The following is a 19,921-nucleotide window of genomic DNA, read 5'->3' as shown; positions in this document are numbered from 1 at the left end:
CCGGGATAGCCGCGCTGGGCCATGGATGGCCCTTCGCGGCGGGCCCACGGAGCAACGCCGGAGTGAGGGCATGCCGAGCCTAGGCGAGGTGCCGAGTGGTGGGGCATGAGCGTTTTGCTTACTTTTGACTGGGCCGGCTCCCGGGCTTTTCAAAAGTGAGCCGCCGTCAGGGCGGAACCCTAAGCGGCCGTTACCGCAGAAACGGATATGTACGCAATCAACAAAACCCTGGCTAGCTGTAAGGCCGCCTTCGCGAGCAGGCTCGCTCCCACAGAGATTACATCCATCCAATCAGTTTTTGCCGTTCGATAATCGCCCAAAACCCGTAAACGGCAATTGAACCGATCCCGGGTGGCCCTTCACCATCGCTCGCACAAAACCAATAACAACAGGTTCGACGCCATGCCCACACGCCCTACTTCGTCCGGCTGATCAACTGACCGCCCAGTTCCACCGCACCGTCTGCAACCCAAGGTTGCGGCAGCGACCCGCTTTGCCCACAAAAACTAGAGACATGCCCATGAAACCTACACAGCATTTGTTTCCCAGCCTTATCGCCATCGCCCTGTCTGGCGCCGCCCTGCCCGTTCTGGCCGCAGAGTCGGGGTTTGTTGAAGACGCCAAGGTCAATCTCAACCTGCGCAACTTCTACATCAACCGCAACTTCACCAACCCGGACAACGCCCAAGGCAAAGCCGAGGAATGGACCCAGAGTTTCATTCTCGACGCCAAGTCCGGCTTCACCCAGGGCGTGGTCGGTTTCGGCGTGGACGTGCTGGGCATGTACTCGGTCAAGCTCGACGGGGGTCGCGGCACTGCCAATACCGCATTGTTGCCGGTGCACGATGATGGCCGTCCGGCCGATGACTTCGGTCGACTGGGTGTCGCCCTCAAGGCCAAGGTGTCGAAAACCGAACTGAAGGTGGGCGAATGGATGCCGGTGCTGCCGATCCTGCGCTCGGACGACGGTCGCTCCCTGCCGCAAACCTTCCGCGGCGGCCAGGTAACCTCCACCGAAATCAGCGGCTTGAGCCTCTACGGCGGTCAGTTCCGCGCCAACAGCATGCGCAACGACGCGAGCATGGAAGACATGTCCATGAACGGCCGCGGTGCGTTCCTTTCGGACCGCTTTAACTTCGGCGGTGGCGAATACGCCTTCAACGACAAACGCACCCAGGTCGGTGTCTGGTATGCCGAACTGTCCGACATCTACCAGCAAAAGTATTTCAACCTGACCCACAGCCAGCCCGTCGGTGACTGGACCCTGGGCGCCAACCTCGGTTACTTCATCGGTAAGGAAGAAGGCAGCGCCTTGGCCGGCGACCTGGACAACAAAACCTTGTCCGCCATGCTCTCGGCCAAATACGGTGGCAACACCTTCTACGTCGGCCTGCAAAAACTCAGTGGCGACGACGGCTGGATGCGCGTCAACGGCACCAGCGGCGGCACCCTGGCCAACGACAGCTACAACTCCAGCTATGACAACGCCGAGGAAAGATCCTGGCAAGTGCGCCACGACTTCAACTTCGCCGCCGTCGGCGTACCGGGCCTGACCCTGATGAACCGCTACATCAGCGGTGACAACGTACACACCGGCACCATCACCGACGGTAAGGAATGGGGTCGCGAAAGCGAACTGGCCTACACCGTACAGAGCGGTGCGTTGAAGAGCCTCAATGTGAAATGGCGTAACTCGACAATGCGCCGGGATTACAGCACCAGTGAGTTCGATGAGAACCGCTTGATCGTCAGCTATCCGATCAGCTTGCTGTAAAAACCAACATGGATGGAGGCTGTACCACCGTCATCGCGAGCAGGCTCGCTCCCACAAGGGGATCAGCGTCGGGCACAAAATGTGTGCTCACTGAAGATCCACCGTGGGAGCAAAGCTTGCTCGCGATGGCGGCGTCCCATTCAACCTCAATGCAAACTGACCCACCACTTCGCGAGCAAGCCCGCTCCCACAGGAGGATCAGCGTCGGGCACAAAACTTGTGCTCACTGAAGATTCAGTGTGGGAGCAAAGCTTGACTCCCACAGGGGATGGCGGTGGATGTTAAGTCCGTGATTCGACGCCCAGTTCATCCCACACCGACTCGGCCAGGTGGAAGGTGGCGTTGGCCGCCGGGATACCGCAATAGATGGCGCTTTGCATGATCACTTCCTTGATCTCGCTGCGGCTCACGCCGTTATTGGCGGCGGCGCGCAGGTGCAGTTTGAGTTCTTCGTTGCGGTTCATGCCGATCAGCATGGCGATGGTGATCAGGCTACGGGTGTGGCGCGGCAGGCCCGGGCGGGTCCAGATGTCGCCCCAGGCATGCCGGGTGATCATCTCCTGGAACTCACTGTTGAACTCGGTCAAGGCATTGAGACTGCGGTCGACGTGGGCATCGCCCAGCACCGCGCGGCGTACTTGCATGCCTTCGTCGTAACGTTGTTTCTCGTCCACAAAAAACGCCCTCAAGAACGACTGGAATCGAGCAGGAAAGCCAGTACCCGCTCGCTGAACGCAGCGCCGGCCTGGACATTGGACAGGTGCGCGGCATGAAATTCGGCGTACTCGGCCCCGTTGACCCGCTCCTGGATAAAGTGCCCGCCCGACGGTGGCGTCACGGCATCTTCGGTGCCGGCGACCACCAACAGCGGTACGCGAATCGACGACAGCTGCTCACGGAAATCGGCATCGCGCACCGCCGTGCAGTTAGCCGCATAGCCCTGGGGCGAAGTGGCGGCAAGCATGTCGGTGATTTTCCTGGCCTTCTCTGGATGAGCCTGGGCAAAGTCCGGTGTGAACCAACGGGCAATCGAGGCACCCCGCAGCGCGACCATCGCCGCTTTGCCATCACGCAGTACGGTTTCGATCCGCGGGTCCCATACGGACGGGTCGCCAATCTTGGCAGCAGTGTTGCACACCACCAGTTTGTGCAACCGCTCGCCGGCATTGATCCCCAGCCATTGACCGATCAATCCGCCCATGGACAACCCACAAAAATGCACCTTGTCGATGTTCAACTGATCGAGCATCGCCAGCACGTCGCGGCCCAGCTGTTCAATGCTGTACGGGCCCTCTGTGACCAACGACTGACCGTGGCCGCGCGTGTCGAAACGCAGCACGCGAAAGTGTTCACTGAAGGCGGCGATCTGCTCGTCCCACATGTGCAGGTCGGTGCCCAGGGAGTTGGAGAGCACCAGCACCGGGCCATCTTGCGGCCCATCGAAGCAATAGTTCAGTTCGCCTTCGGCGAGTTTGACCAATCCCACAACAATCTCCTTTCAGGCGTTCAAGGCAAGGTGTTCAGCTACTGCGCGAGCGACCCAGGTCTGGGCCTGGCCCAGGTAATGGGCGGGGTCGAGCAAATGATCCAGCTCAGCGACGGACAGTTGTGCGGTGACTTGGGGCTCATCCCCCAGTACAGCCCGCAGATGACGTTGTTCGGCTACGGCACGCTTGCAGCATCGCTCCAGTAAATGGTGCGCGGTGTCGCGCCCCACACGCTGGGCCAGCACGATGCTCACCGCCTCGGCCAGCACCAGTCCCTGGGTCAGTTCCAGGTTGCGAGCCATGCGCGCCGCGTCCACTTCCAGACCTTCGGCCAGCAGTCGCGCCTGTTGCAGGGCGCCGGACACCAGGCAACAGATCTCCGGCAAGGTTTCCCATTCGGCATGCCACAGGCCCAGGCTGCGTTCGTGTTCCTGGGGCATAGCGCTGAACAGCGTCGACAACAGGCCAGGGACCCGGGTCGCGGCACCAATCAACACCGCCGCTCCCACCGGGTTACGCTTGTGCGGCATGGTGGACGAACCGCCCTTGCCCGGTGCCGAGGGTTCGAAGGCTTCACCGGCCTCGGTCTGCATCAATAAGCTGATGTCGCGGCCCAGTTTGCCCAGGCTGCCAGCGATCAACCCCAGCACCGAACCAAACTCAACCAGACGATCGCGCTGGGTGTGCCAAGGTTGTTCCGGCAAGCTCAGTTGCAGCTCGGCGGCCAGGGCTTCGGCGATGGGCAAGGCCTGTTCACCCAGTGCGGCAAGCGTTCCGGAGGCTCCACCGAACTGCAACACCAGTAAACGCGGCTTGAGCTCATTCAGGCGCTGGCGGCTACGGGTGATTGCTCCCAGCCAACCGGCGATTTTCATGCCCAGGGTCACCGGCGTTGCGTGTTGCAACCAAGTGCGTCCGGCCAGCGGTGTAGCAGCGTAGCGTTCAGCTTGCCTGGCCAGGGTTACGGCAAGTTGCGCCAGTTCGCCTTCAATCAGGTGCAGTGCCTGGCGTAATTGCAGCACCAGCCCGCTGTCCATCACGTCCTGGCTGGTAGCGCCCAGGTGCACGTAGCGTTCAGCCTCCGCGTCTTGCGCGGCAATGCGCTTGCCGAGGGCCTTGACCAGTGGAATCGCTGAATTGCCAGCACTGGCAATCGCTTCGCTCAACGCCAGAAAATCGTACAACCGGGCGTGACAGGCGTTCTCGATCGGCGCCACCACGCTCAGGGGAATCAACCCTACCCGCGCTTCAGCCCTGGCCAATGCTGCCTCGACATCCAGCATGGCCTGTACCCGGCCCGCATCGCAGAACACCTCGCGCATCTCGCGAGCCGTGAAGTAGGCATCGAACAGCTGATTGCCCGGTCGTTCGTTCATAAACAATCCTTGGATGCGCCCGCCTCTCGGTCGGACGCGGTTGGGTCAAAGGTCGTGATGCAAATACGCCGGTTGCTTGGGCAGGCGGAAGCTGAACAGAAACGCCACCACCATCATCACCGTGACGTACCAATAAAAGGTGTTTTCCATGCCTTGGGCCTTCAGGCTCAGGGCGACGTACTCGGCCGAGCCACCAAAAATCGCATTCGCCACCGCATAGGCCAACCCTACTCCCAGCGCCCGCACTTCAGGTGGAAACATTTCAGCTTTCACCAACCCGCTGATGGAGGTGTAGAAGCTGACGATCGCCAGTGCCAGGGTAATCAGCACAAACGCCAGGAACGGGCTGCTGATACTTTTGAGGGTCAGCAGGATCGGCACTGTGCACAACGCGCCCAGAGCGCCAAACCAGAGCATGGAGTTACGCCGACCGATCTTGTCCGCCAGCATGCCGAACAGCGGCTGCATGCACATATAGAGGAACAACGCACCGGTCATGATGTAGCTGGCGGTCTTGGCGTGCAGGCCGGCGGTGTTCACCAGGTATTTCTGCATGTAAGTGGTGAACGTGTAGAAAATCAGCGAGCCGCCAGCGGTGTAGCCCAGCACGGTGATGAATGCGGCCTTGTGGTCGCGAAACAGCGCGGCGATGCTGCCGGCGTCCTTGTTCTCACGCATTTCCTTGCTGCTGGTTTCCTTCAGGGAGCGGCGCAGCAACAGAGAGATCAACGCCGCCACCGCGCCGACCACGAACGGGATCCGCCAGCCGTAGGCGCGCAGTTCGTCTTCATTGAGAAACTGTTGCAGGACCACCACCAGCGACACTGCCAGCAATTGCCCGCCGATTAGCGTTACATACTGGAATGAGGCAAAAAAACCGCGCTGGCCCTTGAGAGCGACTTCGCTCATGTAGGTGGCCGTGGTGCCGTATTCACCGCCCACCGACAGGCCTTGCAGCAAGCGCGCGAGCAACAGCAGCACCGGCGCCCAGACGCCGATGTCCTTGTAGGTGGGCAGGCAGGCGATGAGCAACGAGCCGAAGCACATCATCAGCACCGAAATCATCATCGAGTTCTTGCGCCCGTGACGGTCCGCCACCCGGCCGAAAATCCAGCCGCCGATAGGTCGCATCAGGAACCCGGCGGCGAACACACCCGCGGTGTTGACCAGTTGCACCGTGGGGTTGTCCGACGGGAAGAACGCTGGCGCAAAATAAATTGCGCAGAACGCATAGACGTAGAAGTCGAACCATTCGACCAGATTGCCGGATGAGGCGCCGACGATGGCGAAGATGCGCTTGCTGCGTTCTTCGCCGGTGTAGTGACTGATTGGGACGGCCATGGGTTACTCACTCGTTGGGGACTGAACAACTCTAGACACACTTTGTAACAGTCCCGTTCCACAAACAGTCTTTCAAGCAGTGGCGCCGCCATCGCGAGCAAGCTCGCTCCTGTAGGAGCTGCCGAGCGAAGCGAGGCTGCGATCTTGTCCCAATCACTTGAGTTTCAAGTGAAAGATCAAAAGATCGCAGGCTTCGCCAGCTCCTACAGAGCCGAGCGGGAGCAATCTCTGCCCACAGGATGCCCCGTCACTCAATAATCGAAGAACACCGTCTCGGCATCTGTCCCCTGCAGGACCACGTTCCACTGATACACGCCCGAAGCATCGGGCTTGCTCACGATAGTGGCGCGACGTTCCTCGGGCACGCAGGCCAACAGCGGATCGGTCTCGTTGGCCTGTTCGCCATCGAAGTAGATTCGCGTCAGCAAATGCTTGACCAGGCCGCGGGCGAACACCAGCACGACAAGGTGCGGTGCCTGGGTCGTACCGCCAAGGCCCGGCACGGAGCCCGGCTTGATGGTGGTGAAGCGAAAACGTCCTTCGGCATCCACCGGCACCCGGCCAAAGCCTTCGAAATTCGGGTCCAGGGGTTTGTCCTGGTCGTCTTCCGGGTGCGCGTATTTTCCGGCGGCGTTGGCCTGCCAGACTTCCAGCATCGCGTCATTGACGAACTCGCCGTTGCCGTCGATCACCTGCCCGGTGATCGCCACGCGCTGGCCGAGGGTTTGGGCGACGGTCAGGTCTTCGCGGTTCAGCCACGTCAGGCCGATGTGGTAGTAAGGACCGACGGTGTGGGAGGTGGTGGCGGTGAGCGTCATCTTATTTCTCCATCGGCGTGGCATCGCGGCCGCGCAATACGATGTCCCAGCGATAACCGAGGGCGTAGTGAGGAATGGTTTTTTCCAGGTCGAAACTGGCGATCAGGCGTTCCTTGGCGCGGGTGTCCGGCACGCAGTTGTAGATCGGGTCGTAGGCCAGCAGCGGGTCGCCGGGGAAATACATCTGCGTCACCAAGCGCGTCAGGATGCTCGGGCCAAACAGTGAGAAATGGATATGCGCCGGGCGCCAGGCATTGTGGTGGTTGCCCCAGGGATAGGCGCCAGGCTTGATGGTCTGGAACTGGTACCAGCCTTCGGCGTCGGTGACCGTGCGACCGGTGCCGGTGAAGTTCGGATCCAGCGGCGCGTCGTGCTGGTCACGATCATGGTTGTAGCGACCGGCGGCGTTGGCCTGCCAGATCTCTACCAGGATGCCCGGCACAGGTTGGCCATGCTCATCCAGCACGCGTCCATGAATGATAATGCGTTCCCCCAGTGGCTCGCCGACATGCTGGGCAGTCAGGTCGCTGTCCTTCTCCTGCAGGCGATCGGCACCTACGGTCGGTCCGGTAATTTCCGACAGCGAATGGGGCAGGTACACCAACGGCTTGGACGGCGAACGCAGGTTGGTGGACTGGTACGGCGGGTGCAGGTACTCCGGTTGGCTGCCCGCTTGGGGGCGACGATAACCAGGCTTGTCAGTCATGAAGCATTCCTCGGTTTCTTATTAGTAGAACGACGTGTCAGACGCGTTCGATTGCCAACGCCAGACCTTGGCCGACGCCGACACACATGGTCGCCAGGCCTTTCTTGCCGCCGGTCTTTTCCAGATGATGCAGCGCCGTCAGCACCAGCCGCGCTCCGCTCATACCCAGCGGATGGCCAAGGGCGATCGCGCCGCCATTGGGGTTCACCTGCGGCGCATCGTCCGCCAGGCCCAGATCGCGCAGCACCGCCAGGCCCTGGCTGGCGAAAGCTTCGTTGAGCTCGATCACATCAAAGTCTGCGACCGCCAGGCCCAGGCGCTCAGTAAGCTTGCGCACTGCGGGCACCGGGCCGATGCCCATCACCCGGGGTGCCACGCCAGCGCTGGCCATGCCCAACACTTTGCCCCGAGGCGTCAACCCGTGCTTCTTCACCGCTTCGGCTGAAGCCAGGATCATAGCCGCCGCGCCATCGTTCACGCCCGAGGCGTTGCCGGCGGTGACAGTCTTGTCCGGACCGTTGACCGGCTTGAGTTTACTCAAGGTCTCCAGCGTGGTGTCGGCGCGAGGATGCTCGTCCTGCTCGACCACGGTTTCGCCTTTCTTGTGGGCAACGCGCACCGGGACGATTTCTTCGGCGAAAAAACCTGCGGCCTGGGCCGCCGCCGTGCGCTGCTGACTGCGCAAGGCGAAAGCGTCCTGGTCGGCGCGGGACACCGCATAGTCATCGGCCACGTTATCGGCAGTCTGGGGCATCGCGTCCACGCCGTACTGGGTTTTCATCAACGGGTTGATGAAACGCCAGCCAATGGTGGTGTCTTCCAGTTTCATGTTGCGGGAGAACGCTGCGTCGGCCTTACCCATCACAAACGGTGCGCGGGACATCGACTCCACGCCGCCGGCGATGGCCAATTCCATTTCGCCGCTGGCGATGGCGCGGAACGCCGTGCCGATGGCGTCCATGCCCGAGGCGCAGAGGCGATTGAGGGTCACGCCGGGAATGCTCTGCGGCAGGCCAGCCAGCAGCAGCGCCATGCGCGCCACGTTACGGTTGTCTTCACCGGCCTGGTTGGCGCAGCCGAGGAACACTTCGTCCACGGCATTCCAATCCACTGACGGGTTACGCGCCATCAACGCCTTGATCGGTACGGCGGCCAGGTCGTCGGCGCGCACCGCGGACAAACCGCCACCGAAGCGACCGATGGGGGTTCGAATCGCATCACAGATATAAACGTCACGCATCACGCTTCTCCCGGTGCCTGGCCGTGAGCCGCGGCGGTGCGAGCTTCCAGATCGCGCAGTGCGCGCAGCTCTGTTTCGGTCGGCTCGGCGGTGATTTGCACCTGGTCGGCAAAACGAATCGCCCAACCGGTGGCGGCAACGACTTGCTCGCGGGTCACGCCGGGGTGCAGCGCGGTGACCACGAACTCATGGCTGCCGGCTTCCGGTTCCATGATGCACAAGTCGGTGATGATACCTACCGGGCCTGCGCCCGGCAGGCCCAGGCGTTTACGGGAGTCCCCACCCTCGCCGTGACCGACCGAGGTGATGAAATCCAGCTTATCGACGAACGAGCGCGCCGACTGCTTGAGGATGATCAATACACTCTTGGCCGAACCGGCGATTTCCGGGGCGCCGCCGGCGCCTGGCAGACGGACTTTTGGCTGATGGTAGTCACCCACCACCGTGGTGTTGATGTTACCGAAACGGTCGACCTGGGCTGCACCGAGGAAGCCGACGTCGATGCGTCCGCCCTGCAACCAGTAGCGAAAAATCTCACCGGTGGGTACGACAGTGTCTGCAGTTTCAGCCAGCTCACCATCACCGATGGACAGGGGCAATACGCTGGGTTTGGCCCCGATCGGACCGGATTCGTAAATCAGGACGACATCCGGTGACGAGGTCAGCCGCGCCAGGTTGGCTGCCTTCGATGGCAGGCCGATGCCCACGAAGCACACAGCATTGTTCTGCAATCGACGGGCCGCGGCGACGGTCATCATTTCATTGGTGGAGTACGTCATTATTTCACCTGCGAAGTGGCAGCCAGTCGGGCCTGGAATTCACTGAAATCTTTCGTTGCGTGGATGTATTCGTTGATCCATGCGGTAAAGGTCTCACGGTCCCGGGCGATCGGATCCCACGCCTGGTAGAAACGGTTGTCACGTTCGGTGTAGCCGTGCGCGTAAGAAGGATGAGCGCCGCCCGGTACGTGGCACACCGCGCTTAACGCCCAGGTCGGCAGGACGCAGGCGTTCATTGGCGCGTTCAGGTCATCGACAATCTCTTCCACGGTGACGATGCAGCGCTTGGCGGCCAGGGCGGCTTCTTTCTGCACCCCGAGAATGCCCCACAACAGGACGTTGCCCTTGCGGTCGGCTTTTTGAGCGTGGATCACCGTAATGTCCGGGCGCACAGATGGCACGGCAGCCAGCACTTCACCGGTGAAGGGGCAGGTCACGCTTTTGATCAGCGGATTGACCTTTGGCAGGTCGGAGCCGGCGTAGGCCCGCAGCACCGCGAATGGCAGGCCCGAGGCCCCGGCGACGTAGGCATTGGCCAGGTCGGCGTGGCTGTGCTCTTCGATTTCCAGCGGGTGCGGCCATTGCTTTTCCACGGCATCGCGCAGCCGGTGCAGGGAGCCCACCCCAGGATTGCCGCCCCAAGAGAAAATCAGCTTGCGAGCACAACCGGCACCGATCAACTGATCGTAGATCAGGTCAGGCGTCATCCGCACCAGGGTCAGATCTTTCTTGCCTTGGCGAATGATTTCATGACCTGCTGCCGTCGGAATCAGGTGAGTGAAGCCTTCGAGCGCGACGGTATCGCCGTCATTGACGAATTGCTTCACCGCGTCGTGCAGCGAAAGGATTTCAGCCATGGGGCAGGCTCCCGTTTTTCAGTAAACCGATATGAAGAATAAGGCGCGAGGTCAGGCGCCGGAGTGACTGAAGATTAAGCTGAGGGTGAAAGCCAAACAATCCGATAATCGACTGAGTGTTCGTTTATCGAACAGATTGTTGTTTGGCTATCGATTTCTCCGACACCCCTGAGCCTGTGGGAGCGAGCAGGCTCGCTCCCACAGGTCTCCCGCCATGGTTCAGATCATTGCCTCACGTCGCATCCGCATGACTGACCATGCCCTTGATCACCACCGCTGCAGTCGCCAGGGCCGCGGGAATGACCAGGGCAGTCAGGACCTGTTCGAAGTTCCAGCCCAGGCCCAACAGCGTGGCGCCCATCCAGGCGCCGAGGATCGCGCCGAAACGACCGATGCCCAGCATCCACGACACACCGGTGGCCCGGCCTTGGGTCGGATAGAACCGCGCCGCCAGCGACGGCATCGCCGATTGCGCGCCGTTGACGCACATACCGGCCACCAGCACCAGCGTGGCGAGCAAGGTGATGCTGCCCAGGCTCTGCCCTACCGCGTAGGCAAATATCCCGGCCATCAAGTAGAAAATGCCGATGACCTTGTGCGGATTGAATCGGTCCATCGCCCAACCCACACCGACCGCGCTCAATACGCCGCCGAACTGAAACAACGCCCCAATAAACGCCGCCTGCTCCATGCTCGCGCCGCTGTCGCGCATCAGAGTCGGCAACCAACTGGTCAACAGGTAAACAATCACCAGCCCCATGAAGTAGGTCAGCCACAACAACAAGGTACCGGCGCTGTAGGTGCCGGAGAAAATCACCGCCAGCACATTGCGCGCTTTTACGGTTTTCTGTTCCGGCACGCTGAAGCTCGCCGCTTGGGCGACGGTATTCGGGTCGATCGGGGCCAGGGTCTTGCGCACTTTGTCAGTGCCGCGATTGCGCACCACCAGATAACGGGCCGACTCCGGCAGCCAGAACACCAGCACCACCGCCAGGATCAACGGCAGGATCCCGCCGATCAGCAGCAGGCTGTGCCAGCCGAATGCCGGTATCAACTTGGCCGAGATGAATCCACCACCGGCCATACCCAGGTTGAAACCGCAGAACATGCCGGTCACCAGCAACGACTTTTTACGCTCCGGGGTGTATTCCGACAGCAAGGTGGTGGCGTTCGGCATGCCGGCGCCCAATCCCAGGCCGGTCAGAAAACGCAGCACCAGCAATTGATCGATATTGGTGCTGTAGGCCGATGCCAGGCTGAACGCGCCGAACAGCACGACTGCGCCTACCAGCACAATTTTTCGCCCGAAGCGGTCCGCCAACGGACCGGAGCCGAGTGCACCGAAGACCATGCCGATCAGTGCGGCACTCATAACCGGCCCAAGGCTGGCGCGATCAATGCCCCAGTCCTGGGAGAGCGCCGGAGCGATAAAACCCATGGCCGCGGTGTCGAGGCCGTCGAGAAAAACAATCAGAAAGCACAGAATCACTACCCGCCACTGATAGCGCGAGATGGGTTGAGCGTTGATGAAGGACTGCACGTCAAGGCAATTGCCTACGGAGGTCTGGGGTTGGTTCATCTTGTTTTTATTCCACGCAAGAAAACGCAGGCGAACAGAGGCCGGCAAAAAACCGGAAGGCTGTAAAGAAGGTGTTGGGTTAGCGAACGATCTGGCAGGCCGGTCGATCGTCAAGGTGAAGGCCGAGGGAGGTATGCATGGCAGGTGTGCCTCTCATTATTATGGGGTCGCCATCCATCGCTCGAGCCAGGCTCGATCACGCCGGATGACGCTGTCGCGACATTAATGAGCCGAGGCAAATACCGTCAATTCGTCAGCGGCAACTCTGTGCGTTTATCGAACAGCTTAAGTGAACAGTTGCGCGCTCAAGTCGCGGCTGGCCCCCAACAGGCCCGGCAGGAAGCGCTGTTCCAGTTCGTTGCGGCTGACCCGCCCGGCATGGGTACTGACATTCAGCGCCGCCACCACCTGCCCGGACGCATCGTAGACTGGCACGGCAATGGAACGCAGCCCCTGTTCCAGTTCCTGGTCGACGATGCACCACCCCTGCTGCCGCACCTCTTGCAAACACTCCAGCAAAGCTTGGGGGGTATGCAGGGTCCGGCTGGTCTTGGCTTGCAGGTCGGCATGGTCGAGGTAATCACGCAAGGAAGCGTCGTCCAGCGCCGCCAGAAGAATCCTGCCCATCGAGGTGCAATAGGCCGGCAGGCGTCCACCGACGGACAGGTCCACGGATATCAACCGCTGGGTGGTGGCTGAACGGGCGATATAAAGAATGTCGTCGCCTTCTAGCGTCGCCATATTGCAGGCCTCATGCAGCTGTTCGCTCATGCGATCCAGATACGGTTGCGCGGACACGGCCAGGGGCGTCGATGACAGATAGGCATGACCCAGGGTCAATACTTTGGGCAGCAGCGAATAGGTCCGTCCGTCAGTGGTGGCGTAGCCAAGCTTGATCAAGGTATGCAGGCAACGCCTGACGGCGGCGCGGGGAATTTCCGTGCGGTGGCTGATCTGGGCGATGGTCAGGTGCCGCTTGCGCTCCTGGAACGCCTGGACCACGGCCAACCCGCGGGCCAGGGACGTCATGAAGTCCGGATCTCCGGTCAAAGCCTGGATCCGCTTGGCCGGCGAGGCGACGATCGGTGGCGCTACAGAAGTGAAGGCATTGCGCATTTGGTCGTTCATGTCTGGTCCTTCCGGGGAATGACGGCTATTACAAGCGGCTGCCCAAGGACAGACAAGAGCTGACCACCAGGACCGTTCGATTATCGAACCCTCAACCGATAATCGCAATCAGCGCGATACCATCGACCTCCGCTTTGACCTTAGCGGCGTGGCTGGCTTGATAAATAAGTTGAGGCACGACACGCAGTATTGAACGTATTGCCGAGTTTGGCGTCAGGATACCGACATGGCCTGTCAACACCCGAGACCTAATGGCCACAAGTTGCTCATACAAATATTGATTCACACAACAACAAACTCTTTTAACTTTTCCCGATAGTGTTCTTCGGGCAGGCCGCTATAATGCACCCCAGTGACGGAACGGCAATCGACCGCTCCCGTCCGCAGGCATTGCAGGTTTCTATCCTGCATGGTGCCGGCAGCCGGTGCCTGAAGCACCCGGATGGCGCTTCCCCGTATCGGCGATATACGAAAGTTCTGATGCTACGTCAGCTGTCAGTTCTGGTGCCGTGGCCGTCTGCATGTCTACATGCAGTGCGTATCACCAGATCAATTCAATCCATTAGGTAAGACTGTGACGAAAGACGAACTGCGCGCGGAACTTGAGCGCCAGGAACAACGTTACAAGGAAGTTTACGGCGGGGAAATCACCACCTACGCCGCGCAACCTGAACCAGAACGCAAGCCTTGGCGTAAACGCGCCACCGTTCAGGACCAGGCCTTTACCCAGGAACTTCAGAAAATGGAACAGGAACTCAAAGCGGAAGAGCGATGACGCTCCGGGTTTGATGTTCTTGTGAAGCGGCATCCGGTCAACACCCTGGCCGCCCCCCCCGTACTGGACGCCCGTCATGAGCGGGCCGCCATTTCCCCGACAACCGTCGAGGAATACCCATGACTGACCTTCATTTCAGATTTTTCGCACAACCGCTCAAGGCCCTTTCAGCGCCGGGGCAACCCCAGCCCTTTGCTCTTTCCACTCAAGAATCAATGGGTTGCACAACCCGTTAAAACCCTGGGTCCGATGGGTCTCCGACAAATTATTTCATTGAAGAATGTTACCGATGAGCAGGCAATGCATCGATTACCGAGGTTTTCTGGCATAATCGCGCCCCCTTACGACCGGGTCAGAAAACCTTCATGATCGATTTATTCAGCGGACTGGATGCTTGGGTGCTTGTGAGCCTCTTGCTCGCCCTGGCCTTTGTCCTCGCCTTCGAGTTCATCAACGGCTTTCATGACACCGCAAACGCGGTGGCCACTGTTATCTACACCAAAGCCATGCCGCCTCATCTGGCGGTGTTCTTTTCCGGTGTGTTCAACTTCCTCGGCGTGCTGCTGGGCGGTGTGGGCGTGGCGTATGCCATCGTTCACCTGCTGCCGGTAGAACTGCTGATCAATGTGAACACCGGACACGGGCTGGCCATGGTGTTCTCGCTGCTCGCAGCAGCCATCACCTGGAACCTGGGCACCTGGTACTTCGGTATCCCGGCCTCCAGTTCCCATACGCTGATCGGCTCGATCCTCGGTGTGGGCCTGGCGAACGCGCTGATCAACGATATCCCGTTGGCCGACGGGGTGAACTGGCAGAAGGCAATCGATATCGGTGCCTCCCTGGTGTTCTCCCCCATGGCAGGCTTCCTGGTTGCCGCCCTGGTATTGATTGGCCTGAAGTGGTGGCGCCCCCTGTCGAAGATGCACAAGACGCCGGAACAGCGCCGCAAGATCGACGACAAGAAGCATCCACCGTTCTGGAATCGCCTGGTGCTGGTGATTTCGGCCATGGCTGTCAGCTTCGTCCACGGCTCCAACGATGGCCAGAAAGGCATCGGCCTGATCATGCTGGTGCTGATCGGTATCGTACCCGCACAGTTCGTGCTTGACCTGAACAGCACCACCTATCAGATCGAGCGAACCCGCGACGCGACTTTGCACCTGAGCCAGTTCTACCAGCGCAACAGCGAATCCCTGGGTGAATACCTGGCGCTGGGCAAAAGCGTGAAGGGTGATCTGCCAGAGAAATTCCGTTGCAACCCGCAGCAGACCGAACCCACCATCGCAGCCCTGCTCGACACGCTCAAAGGCGTGGCGGATTACCACTCGTTGCCGTCGGAAAGCCGCATCGAAGTGCGTCGTTACCTGCTCTGCCTGGACGACACGGCGAAGAAGGTTGGCAAGTTGCCAGGGCTCGCCGCCCGTGAAAAAGATGACTTGAACAAGCTGCGCAAGGACCTGACCGCCACCACCGAATACGCCCCGTTCTGGGTGATTCTGGCAGTCGCCCTGGCCCTGGGCCTGGGCACCATGGTCGGCTGGAAGCGTGTGGTACTGACCATCGGTGAGAAGATCGGCAAGCAAGGCATGACCTACGCCCAAGGCATGTCTGCGCAAATCACCACCGCGTGCATGATCGGTGCGGCGAATATCTTCAGCCTGCCGGTATCCACCACCCATGTGCTGTCGTCCGGCGTGGCAGGCACCATGGTTGCCAACAAGAGCGGCCTGCAAAGTGGCACGGTACGGACCATCCTGCTGGCCTGGGTACTGACCCTGCCGGCGACGGTGGCCCTCTCGGCCGCGCTGTTCTGGCTGGCGTCCAAGGCCCTCGGCAGCTGATATCAGCGGCTCGTAAAAAAGGTGCGACCCTTGCGGATCGCACCTTTTTTTATGCCCAAGACACCACCCTTCCTGTGGGAGCGAGCCTGCTCGCGATAGTGTCGGGTCAGACACATCTGCATTGTTTGATGCATCGCCATCGCGAGCAGGCTCGCTCCCACAGTTGTTGTGTGTGGAACAAAAAAATGTAAAAAAAAGGGCGACCGAAGTCGCCCAAAATGCCTTGCGTGCTCGTTGTCGCCGGAAAAACCTATGGCTTTTTGCGCTTGTGTGCGTCTTTCCAGATGAATAATCCAAAACCTGCGAAAAATACGAACATGAGGCCGACGGTCAACACCCCGGCAAACACCACATTATCGAAAAACATGACTGGCCTCCTGGTCTTGCCCCCGTTGCGATGGGTTCAAGTTAACCAATCAGGCCTGGATGAAAATTGACCGGGGTCAATAACGCTCGCAACGCGGCGAAAAGGAGAGGAAATAACTGATCTGCATCAATGGATCGAGGGGGTAGTGTCAGCGTTTCTTCGGTTTTTTCTTCGGCTTTTTCTTGGCCTTGCCTAATGGCATGGCTTGCTCGAAAGCCTGGCGGACTTCGTTAAGGCGTTTTTCGTTGAGGTCGTGAACGCGTTTGGCGCGCTCAGCGCTGAGGTCGATCAGTTTGTCGTCTTGGCTCATGGCGTGTCGGCATCGTACGGTGAACTGCGGATGTTCCCATGATGAGGGCTGTTGACCGGGTTGACCAGCCTGCGTGCGTCGACAAAAACCGGGATCAGACCTGGATATCGACCCACAAACCCTGACGCTCCTCCCCTTCCACCAGCGGCACCACTGGCACAGTGTTATCGGCGTTCAGTTCAGTACCCGGTACGGCCAGGTGCTCTTCGGGATCTTCGTCGGCTTCGCGGCGGCGCTTGTTGCGTTCCTGCTGGCGGCGCTGCTCCTCGCGCAATAACAGCGCGGTCTCTTCCGGGTCACGCTTTTGCAGGTCGATGGTGCTTTCGTTGGAGCTTTGCTGCACCGGGACCACGGGCGGTATGTCCGGTCGCTGGCGGACCGGATCCTGTTGAGCGGTGACGGGTACGGCGCTCAAGGGGAGCATGGGTGGCAACATAAAGGTCTCCTGTCTTCAGGTTGTCGGCTGAGGCGGTGACAGCTTGAACCGCTGGTCTGAAACTTGTGACCCGGTTGGCATTATCACAATAGGCCGGGCCGAGCTCGTTTGATCACTCAATACACTTTAGTTCCGCACCGCCGGTAAGCAATCAATGCCGATGGCAGCCCGATGTCTACGTAAATCCTTTGGTCTGAGGGATCATTCCGTTAAGATAACCGGCTTTTTCAAGGCGGGAGTCAGGCAGCATGGCGCAGCAGTATCAACCGGGGCAACGCTGGATCAGTGACAGCGAAGCCGAGCTGGGTTTAGGCACCGTTCTGGCACAGGACGGCCGCTTGTTGACCGTGCTCTATCCGGCCACTGGCGACACTCGCCAGTACGCGCTACGGAATGCGCCCCTCACCCGTGTGCGGTTTTCGCCGGGCGATGTGATCACTCACTTCGAAGGCTGGAAAATGACTGTGCGCGAAGTCGATGACGTCGATGGGCTGCTGGTCTACCACGGCCTCAATGGGCAGAACGAAGTTGTTACCCTGCCGGAAACCCAGCTGTCGAACTTTATCCAGTTCCGCCTGGCCAGCGACCGTCTGTTCGCCGGCCAGATCGACCCGTTGGCGTGGTTTTCCCTGCGTTACCACACCCTGGAACACACCAGCCGCCAGTTGCAATCGCCGCTCTGGGGCCTGGGTGGCGTCCGTGCCCAGCCCATCGCCCACCAGTTGCACATCGCCCGGGAAGTGGCCGACCGCATTGCGCCACGGGTATTGCTGGCGGACGAAGTGGGCCTGGGCAAGACCATCGAAGCCGGCCTGATCATCCACCGTCAACTGCTCTCCGGCCGCGCCAACCGCGTACTGATCCTGGTGCCGGAAAACCTTCAGCACCAGTGGCTGGTGGAAATGCGTCGGCGTTTCAACCTGCAGGTCGCCTTGTTCGACGAAGAACGCTTCATCGAAAGCGATGCCAGCAACCCGTTCGAAGACACTCAACTGGCTCTGGTGGCGCTGGAGTGGCTGGTGGACGACGAGAAGGCCCAGGACGCGCTGTTTGCCGCTGGCTGGGACCTGATGGTAGTCGACGAAGCCCACCACCTGGTCTGGCACGAAGACCAGGTCAGCCCGCATTACGCCTTGGTCGAACAGCTTGCCGAGACAATCCCGGGTGTGCTGCTGCTGACCGCGACCCCGGAACAACTGGGCCAGGACAGCCACTTCGCGCGTCTACGCCTGCTGGACCCGAACCGTTTCCACGACCTCAAGGCCTTTCGCGCCGAGAGCGAGAATTATCGCCCGGTGGCCGAGGCCGTGCAGGAGCTGCTGGACAAGGGCCGTCTCTCGCCCGAAGCCCACAAAACCATCCACGGCTTCCTGGGCAACGAAGGCGAAGCGCTCCTGACCGCCGTCAATGATGGTGATGTAGAAGCCAGCGCCCGCCTGGTCCGTGAGCTGCTGGACCGCCACGGCACCGGCCGCGTGCTGTTTCGCAATACTCGCGCCGCCGTCCAGGGTTTCCCGGAGCGCAAGCTGCACGCCTATCCGCTGCCATGCCCGGATGAATACCTCGAACTGCCCCTGGGCGATCACGCCGAGCTGTACCCGGAAGTCAGCTTCCAGGCTCAGCCGGACGCCAGCGAAGAACAACGCTGGTGGCGTTTTGACCCACGGGTCGAGTGGCTGATCGACACCCTGAAGATGCTCAAGCGCACCAAAGTGCTGGTGATCTGCGCCCACGCCGAGACTGCCATGGACCTGGAAGATGCCTTGCGGGTGCGCTCCGGCATCCCGGCGACGGTGTTCCATGAAGGCATGAACATCCTGGAGCGCGACCGCGCGGCGGCTTACTTCGCCGACGAAGAGTTCGGTGCCCAGGTGCTGATCTGCTCGGAAATCGGCAGCGAAGGCCGCAACTTCCAGTTCGCCCACCATCTGGTGCTGTTCGACCTGCCGTCGCACCCGGACTTGCTGGAGCAGCGAATCGGTCGTCTGGATCGGATCGGCCAGAAACACACCATCGAGCTGCACGCGCCGTATCTGGAAACCAGCCCGCAAGCGCGGTTGTTCCAGTGGTATCACGAGGCCCTGAACGCGTTCCTCAATACCTGCCCGACCGGCAACGCCTTGCAGCATCAGTTCGGCCCGCGCCTGCTGCCATTGCTGGAAGAAGCCGACGATGGCCAGTGGCAAGCACTGATCGACGAAGCCCGTGCCGAACGCGAACGCCTGGAGGCCGAGCTGCACACCGGCCGCGACCGGCTGCTGGAGCTCAATTCCGGTGGTGCCGGTGAAGGCGATGCGCTGGTGGAGGCCATTCTTGAACAAGACGACCAGTTCGCCCTACCGATCTACATGGAAACCCTGTTCGATGCATTCGGCATCGACAGCGAGGACCATTCGGACAACGCGCTGATCCTCAAGCCGAGCGAAAAAATGCTCGACGCCAGCTTCCCGCTGGGCGACGACGAAGGCGTGACCATCACCTACGACCGCAACCAGGCACTGTCGCGCGAAGACATGCAGTTCATCACCTGGGAACACCCGATGGTGCAAGGCGGCATGGACCTGGTGTTGTCCGGCTCCATGGGCAATACCGCCGTAGCGCTGATCAAGAACAAGGCCCTCAAGCCCGGCACTGTGTTGCTGGAACTGCTCTATGTCAGTGAAGTGGTTGCCCCGCGCTCACTGCAGTTGGGCCGTTATCTGCCGCCGGCCGCCCTGCGCTGCCTGTTGGACGCCAACGGTAACGACCTCGCAGCCCGTGTCTCGTTCGAGACCCTGAATGATCAATTGGAGAGCGTGCCCCGAGCCAGCGCCAACAAGTTCATCCAGGCCCAACGTGACCAGCTCTCGCCACGGATCAACGCCGGCGAAGAGAAGATCGCCACGCGTCACGCCGAACGCGTGGCCGAAGCCCAGCGTCGCCTGGCGGCCGATACCGACGAGGAACTGGCGCGCCTGACCGCCCTGCAAGCGGTCAATCCGACCGTACGCGACAGCGAGTTGGTGGCCCTGCGCCAACAGCGCGAGCAAGGTTTGGCGATGCTTGAGAAGGCAGCGCTGCGTTTGGAGGCGATTCGGGTGCTGGTGGCGGGCTGATTGCCACAGCGA

Annotated in this window: 19 protein-coding genes; 4 read left to right on the top strand and 15 right to left on the bottom strand. The window is 60.6% G+C overall.

What is annotated here, in order from left to right; genetic code table 11:
• Positions 1-520: 520 nt before the first annotated feature.
• Positions 521-1,774, top strand: a complete 1,254-nt coding sequence (locus MA884_RS20155; protein WP_256232129.1) for an OprD family porin — start codon at positions 521-523, stop codon at positions 1,772-1,774.
• Positions 1,775-2,055: 281 nt separating this feature from the next.
• Here the strand turns inward: MA884_RS20155 and pcaC are convergent, their stop codons facing one another.
• From pcaC to MA884_RS20095, 12 genes are all read right to left on the bottom strand, one after another.
• A complete protein-coding gene (pcaC, locus tag MA884_RS20150; RefSeq protein ID WP_122566795.1) occupies positions 2,056-2,448 on the bottom strand; it encodes a 4-carboxymuconolactone decarboxylase in 393 nt (130 codons plus the stop codon).
• 11 nt (positions 2,449-2,459) lie between these two features.
• Positions 2,460-3,260, bottom strand: coding sequence for a 3-oxoadipate enol-lactonase (gene pcaD, locus MA884_RS20145; protein ID WP_256232128.1), 801 nt, complete (start codon positions 3,258-3,260; stop codon positions 2,460-2,462).
• A 12-nt stretch (positions 3,261-3,272) separates the two neighbouring features.
• On the bottom strand, positions 3,273-4,637 hold the full coding sequence (locus tag MA884_RS20140) for a 3-carboxy-cis,cis-muconate cycloisomerase (RefSeq protein ID WP_256232127.1): 1,365 nt from the start codon (positions 4,635-4,637) through the stop codon (positions 3,273-3,275).
• A 45-nt stretch (positions 4,638-4,682) separates the two neighbouring features.
• Positions 4,683-5,978: an MFS family transporter gene (locus MA884_RS20135; RefSeq protein ID WP_256232126.1), complete on the bottom strand. Its 1,296-nt coding sequence runs from the start codon at positions 5,976-5,978 to the stop codon at positions 4,683-4,685.
• Between the two features lie 251 nt (positions 5,979-6,229).
• Positions 6,230-6,796 (bottom strand): protocatechuate 3,4-dioxygenase subunit alpha, encoded by a 567-nt coding sequence (pcaG, locus tag MA884_RS20130; protein WP_047228311.1) that lies wholly within the window; start codon positions 6,794-6,796, stop codon positions 6,230-6,232.
• A 1-nt stretch (position 6,797) separates the two neighbouring features.
• Entirely contained in the window at positions 6,798-7,502 is a 705-nt protein-coding gene (pcaH, locus tag MA884_RS20125; protein WP_256232124.1) for a protocatechuate 3,4-dioxygenase subunit beta, read from the bottom strand.
• Between the two features lie 37 nt (positions 7,503-7,539).
• Positions 7,540-8,745, bottom strand: a complete 1,206-nt coding sequence (gene pcaF / locus MA884_RS20120) for a 3-oxoadipyl-CoA thiolase (RefSeq protein WP_256232123.1) — start codon at positions 8,743-8,745, stop codon at positions 7,540-7,542.
• A complete protein-coding gene (locus MA884_RS20115; protein ID WP_256232131.1) occupies positions 8,742-9,524 on the bottom strand; it encodes a CoA-transferase subunit beta in 783 nt (260 codons plus the stop codon). Before MA884_RS20115 ends, pcaF begins: the two co-directional genes overlap by 4 nt.
• Positions 9,521-10,378, bottom strand: coding sequence for a CoA transferase subunit A (locus MA884_RS20110; RefSeq protein ID WP_256232122.1), 858 nt, complete (start codon positions 10,376-10,378; stop codon positions 9,521-9,523). The genes MA884_RS20115 and MA884_RS20110 overlap by 4 nt, the downstream gene beginning before the upstream one ends.
• 232 nt (positions 10,379-10,610) lie before the next feature.
• The gene (locus MA884_RS20105) at positions 10,611-11,957 is read right to left on the bottom strand and encodes an MFS transporter (protein WP_256232121.1); all 1,347 of its coding nucleotides are present in this window, start codon (positions 11,955-11,957) and stop codon (positions 10,611-10,613) included.
• Between the two features lie 285 nt (positions 11,958-12,242).
• Complete coding sequence (gene pcaR / locus MA884_RS20100; RefSeq protein ID WP_256232120.1) at positions 12,243-13,085, bottom strand: pca regulon transcriptional regulator PcaR; 843 nt, start codon at positions 13,083-13,085, stop codon at positions 12,243-12,245.
• A 91-nt stretch (positions 13,086-13,176) separates the two neighbouring features.
• A complete protein-coding gene (locus MA884_RS20095) occupies positions 13,177-13,371 on the bottom strand; it encodes a hypothetical protein (protein WP_256232119.1) in 195 nt (64 codons plus the stop codon).
• A gap of 288 nt (positions 13,372-13,659) precedes the next feature.
• Between MA884_RS20095 and MA884_RS20090 the strand changes: the two genes are divergently transcribed.
• Both MA884_RS20090 and MA884_RS20085 read left to right on the top strand, forming a co-directional pair.
• Positions 13,660-13,860, top strand: a complete 201-nt coding sequence (locus MA884_RS20090) for a hypothetical protein (RefSeq protein WP_047228318.1) — start codon at positions 13,660-13,662, stop codon at positions 13,858-13,860.
• Between the two features lie 365 nt (positions 13,861-14,225).
• Positions 14,226-15,701 (top strand): inorganic phosphate transporter, encoded by a 1,476-nt coding sequence (locus MA884_RS20085; protein WP_256232118.1) that lies wholly within the window; start codon positions 14,226-14,228, stop codon positions 15,699-15,701.
• Positions 15,702-15,951: 250 nt separating this feature from the next.
• Here the strand turns inward: MA884_RS20085 and ccoM are convergent, their stop codons facing one another.
• From ccoM to MA884_RS20075, 3 genes are all read right to left on the bottom strand, one after another.
• Positions 15,952-16,068 carry a cytochrome c oxidase subunit CcoM gene (ccoM, locus tag MA884_RS27890; protein WP_025212288.1) on the bottom strand — a complete coding sequence of 39 codons (117 nt, stop codon included), beginning with the start codon at positions 16,066-16,068 and terminating at the stop codon, positions 15,952-15,954.
• A 148-nt stretch (positions 16,069-16,216) separates the two neighbouring features.
• Positions 16,217-16,378, bottom strand: a complete 162-nt coding sequence (locus MA884_RS20080) for a hypothetical protein (protein ID WP_256232117.1) — start codon at positions 16,376-16,378, stop codon at positions 16,217-16,219.
• Between the two features lie 94 nt (positions 16,379-16,472).
• Positions 16,473-16,814 (bottom strand): aspartate-semialdehyde dehydrogenase, encoded by a 342-nt coding sequence (locus MA884_RS20075; RefSeq protein ID WP_256232116.1) that lies wholly within the window; start codon positions 16,812-16,814, stop codon positions 16,473-16,475.
• Positions 16,815-17,062: 248 nt separating this feature from the next.
• On the opposite strand from MA884_RS20075, the gene rapA reads away from it, so the two are divergent.
• Positions 17,063-19,909: an RNA polymerase-associated protein RapA gene (gene rapA / locus MA884_RS20070; RefSeq protein WP_256232115.1), complete on the top strand. Its 2,847-nt coding sequence runs from the start codon at positions 17,063-17,065 to the stop codon at positions 19,907-19,909.
• The last annotated feature ends 12 nt before the right edge of the window (positions 19,910-19,921 follow it).

The organism is Pseudomonas sp. Q11 (assembly GCF_024494355.1).
Classification (GTDB): Bacteria; Pseudomonadota; Gammaproteobacteria; order Pseudomonadales; family Pseudomonadaceae; genus Aquipseudomonas; species Aquipseudomonas hefeiensis.
Note: the sequence above shows the minus strand (reverse complement) of the source record. Positions and strands in the feature narration are given on the sequence as shown.

Excerpts from the sequence above, each read along its gene's own strand:
- MA884_RS20155 (WP_256232129.1), top strand. The coding sequence starts at position 521 with ATGAAACCTACACAGCATTTGTTTCCCAGCCTTATCGCCATCGCCCTG.
- MA884_RS20140 (WP_256232127.1), bottom strand. The coding sequence starts at position 4,637 with ATGAACGAACGACCGGGCAATCAGCTGTTCGATGCCTACTTCACGGCT.
- MA884_RS20135 (WP_256232126.1), bottom strand. The coding sequence starts at position 5,978 with ATGGCCGTCCCAATCAGTCACTACACCGGCGAAGAACGCAGCAAGCGC.
- pcaG (WP_047228311.1), bottom strand. The coding sequence starts at position 6,796 with ATGACGCTCACCGCCACCACCTCCCACACCGTCGGTCCTTACTACCAC.
- pcaH (WP_256232124.1), bottom strand. The coding sequence starts at position 7,502 with ATGACTGACAAGCCTGGTTATCGTCGCCCCCAAGCGGGCAGCCAACCG.
- MA884_RS20110 (WP_256232122.1), bottom strand. The coding sequence starts at position 10,378 with ATGGCTGAAATCCTTTCGCTGCACGACGCGGTGAAGCAATTCGTCAAT.
- MA884_RS20105 (WP_256232121.1), bottom strand. The coding sequence starts at position 11,957 with ATGAACCAACCCCAGACCTCCGTAGGCAATTGCCTTGACGTGCAGTCC.
- pcaR (WP_256232120.1), bottom strand. The coding sequence starts at position 13,085 with ATGAACGACCAAATGCGCAATGCCTTCACTTCTGTAGCGCCACCGATC.
- MA884_RS20085 (WP_256232118.1), top strand. The coding sequence starts at position 14,226 with ATGATCGATTTATTCAGCGGACTGGATGCTTGGGTGCTTGTGAGCCTC.
- ccoM (WP_025212288.1), bottom strand. The coding sequence starts at position 16,068 with ATGTTTTTCGATAATGTGGTGTTTGCCGGGGTGTTGACCGTCGGCCTC.
- MA884_RS20080 (WP_256232117.1), bottom strand. The coding sequence starts at position 16,378 with ATGAGCCAAGACGACAAACTGATCGACCTCAGCGCTGAGCGCGCCAAA.
- MA884_RS20075 (WP_256232116.1), bottom strand. The coding sequence starts at position 16,814 with ATGTTGCCACCCATGCTCCCCTTGAGCGCCGTACCCGTCACCGCTCAA.
- rapA (WP_256232115.1), top strand. The coding sequence starts at position 17,063 with ATGGCGCAGCAGTATCAACCGGGGCAACGCTGGATCAGTGACAGCGAA.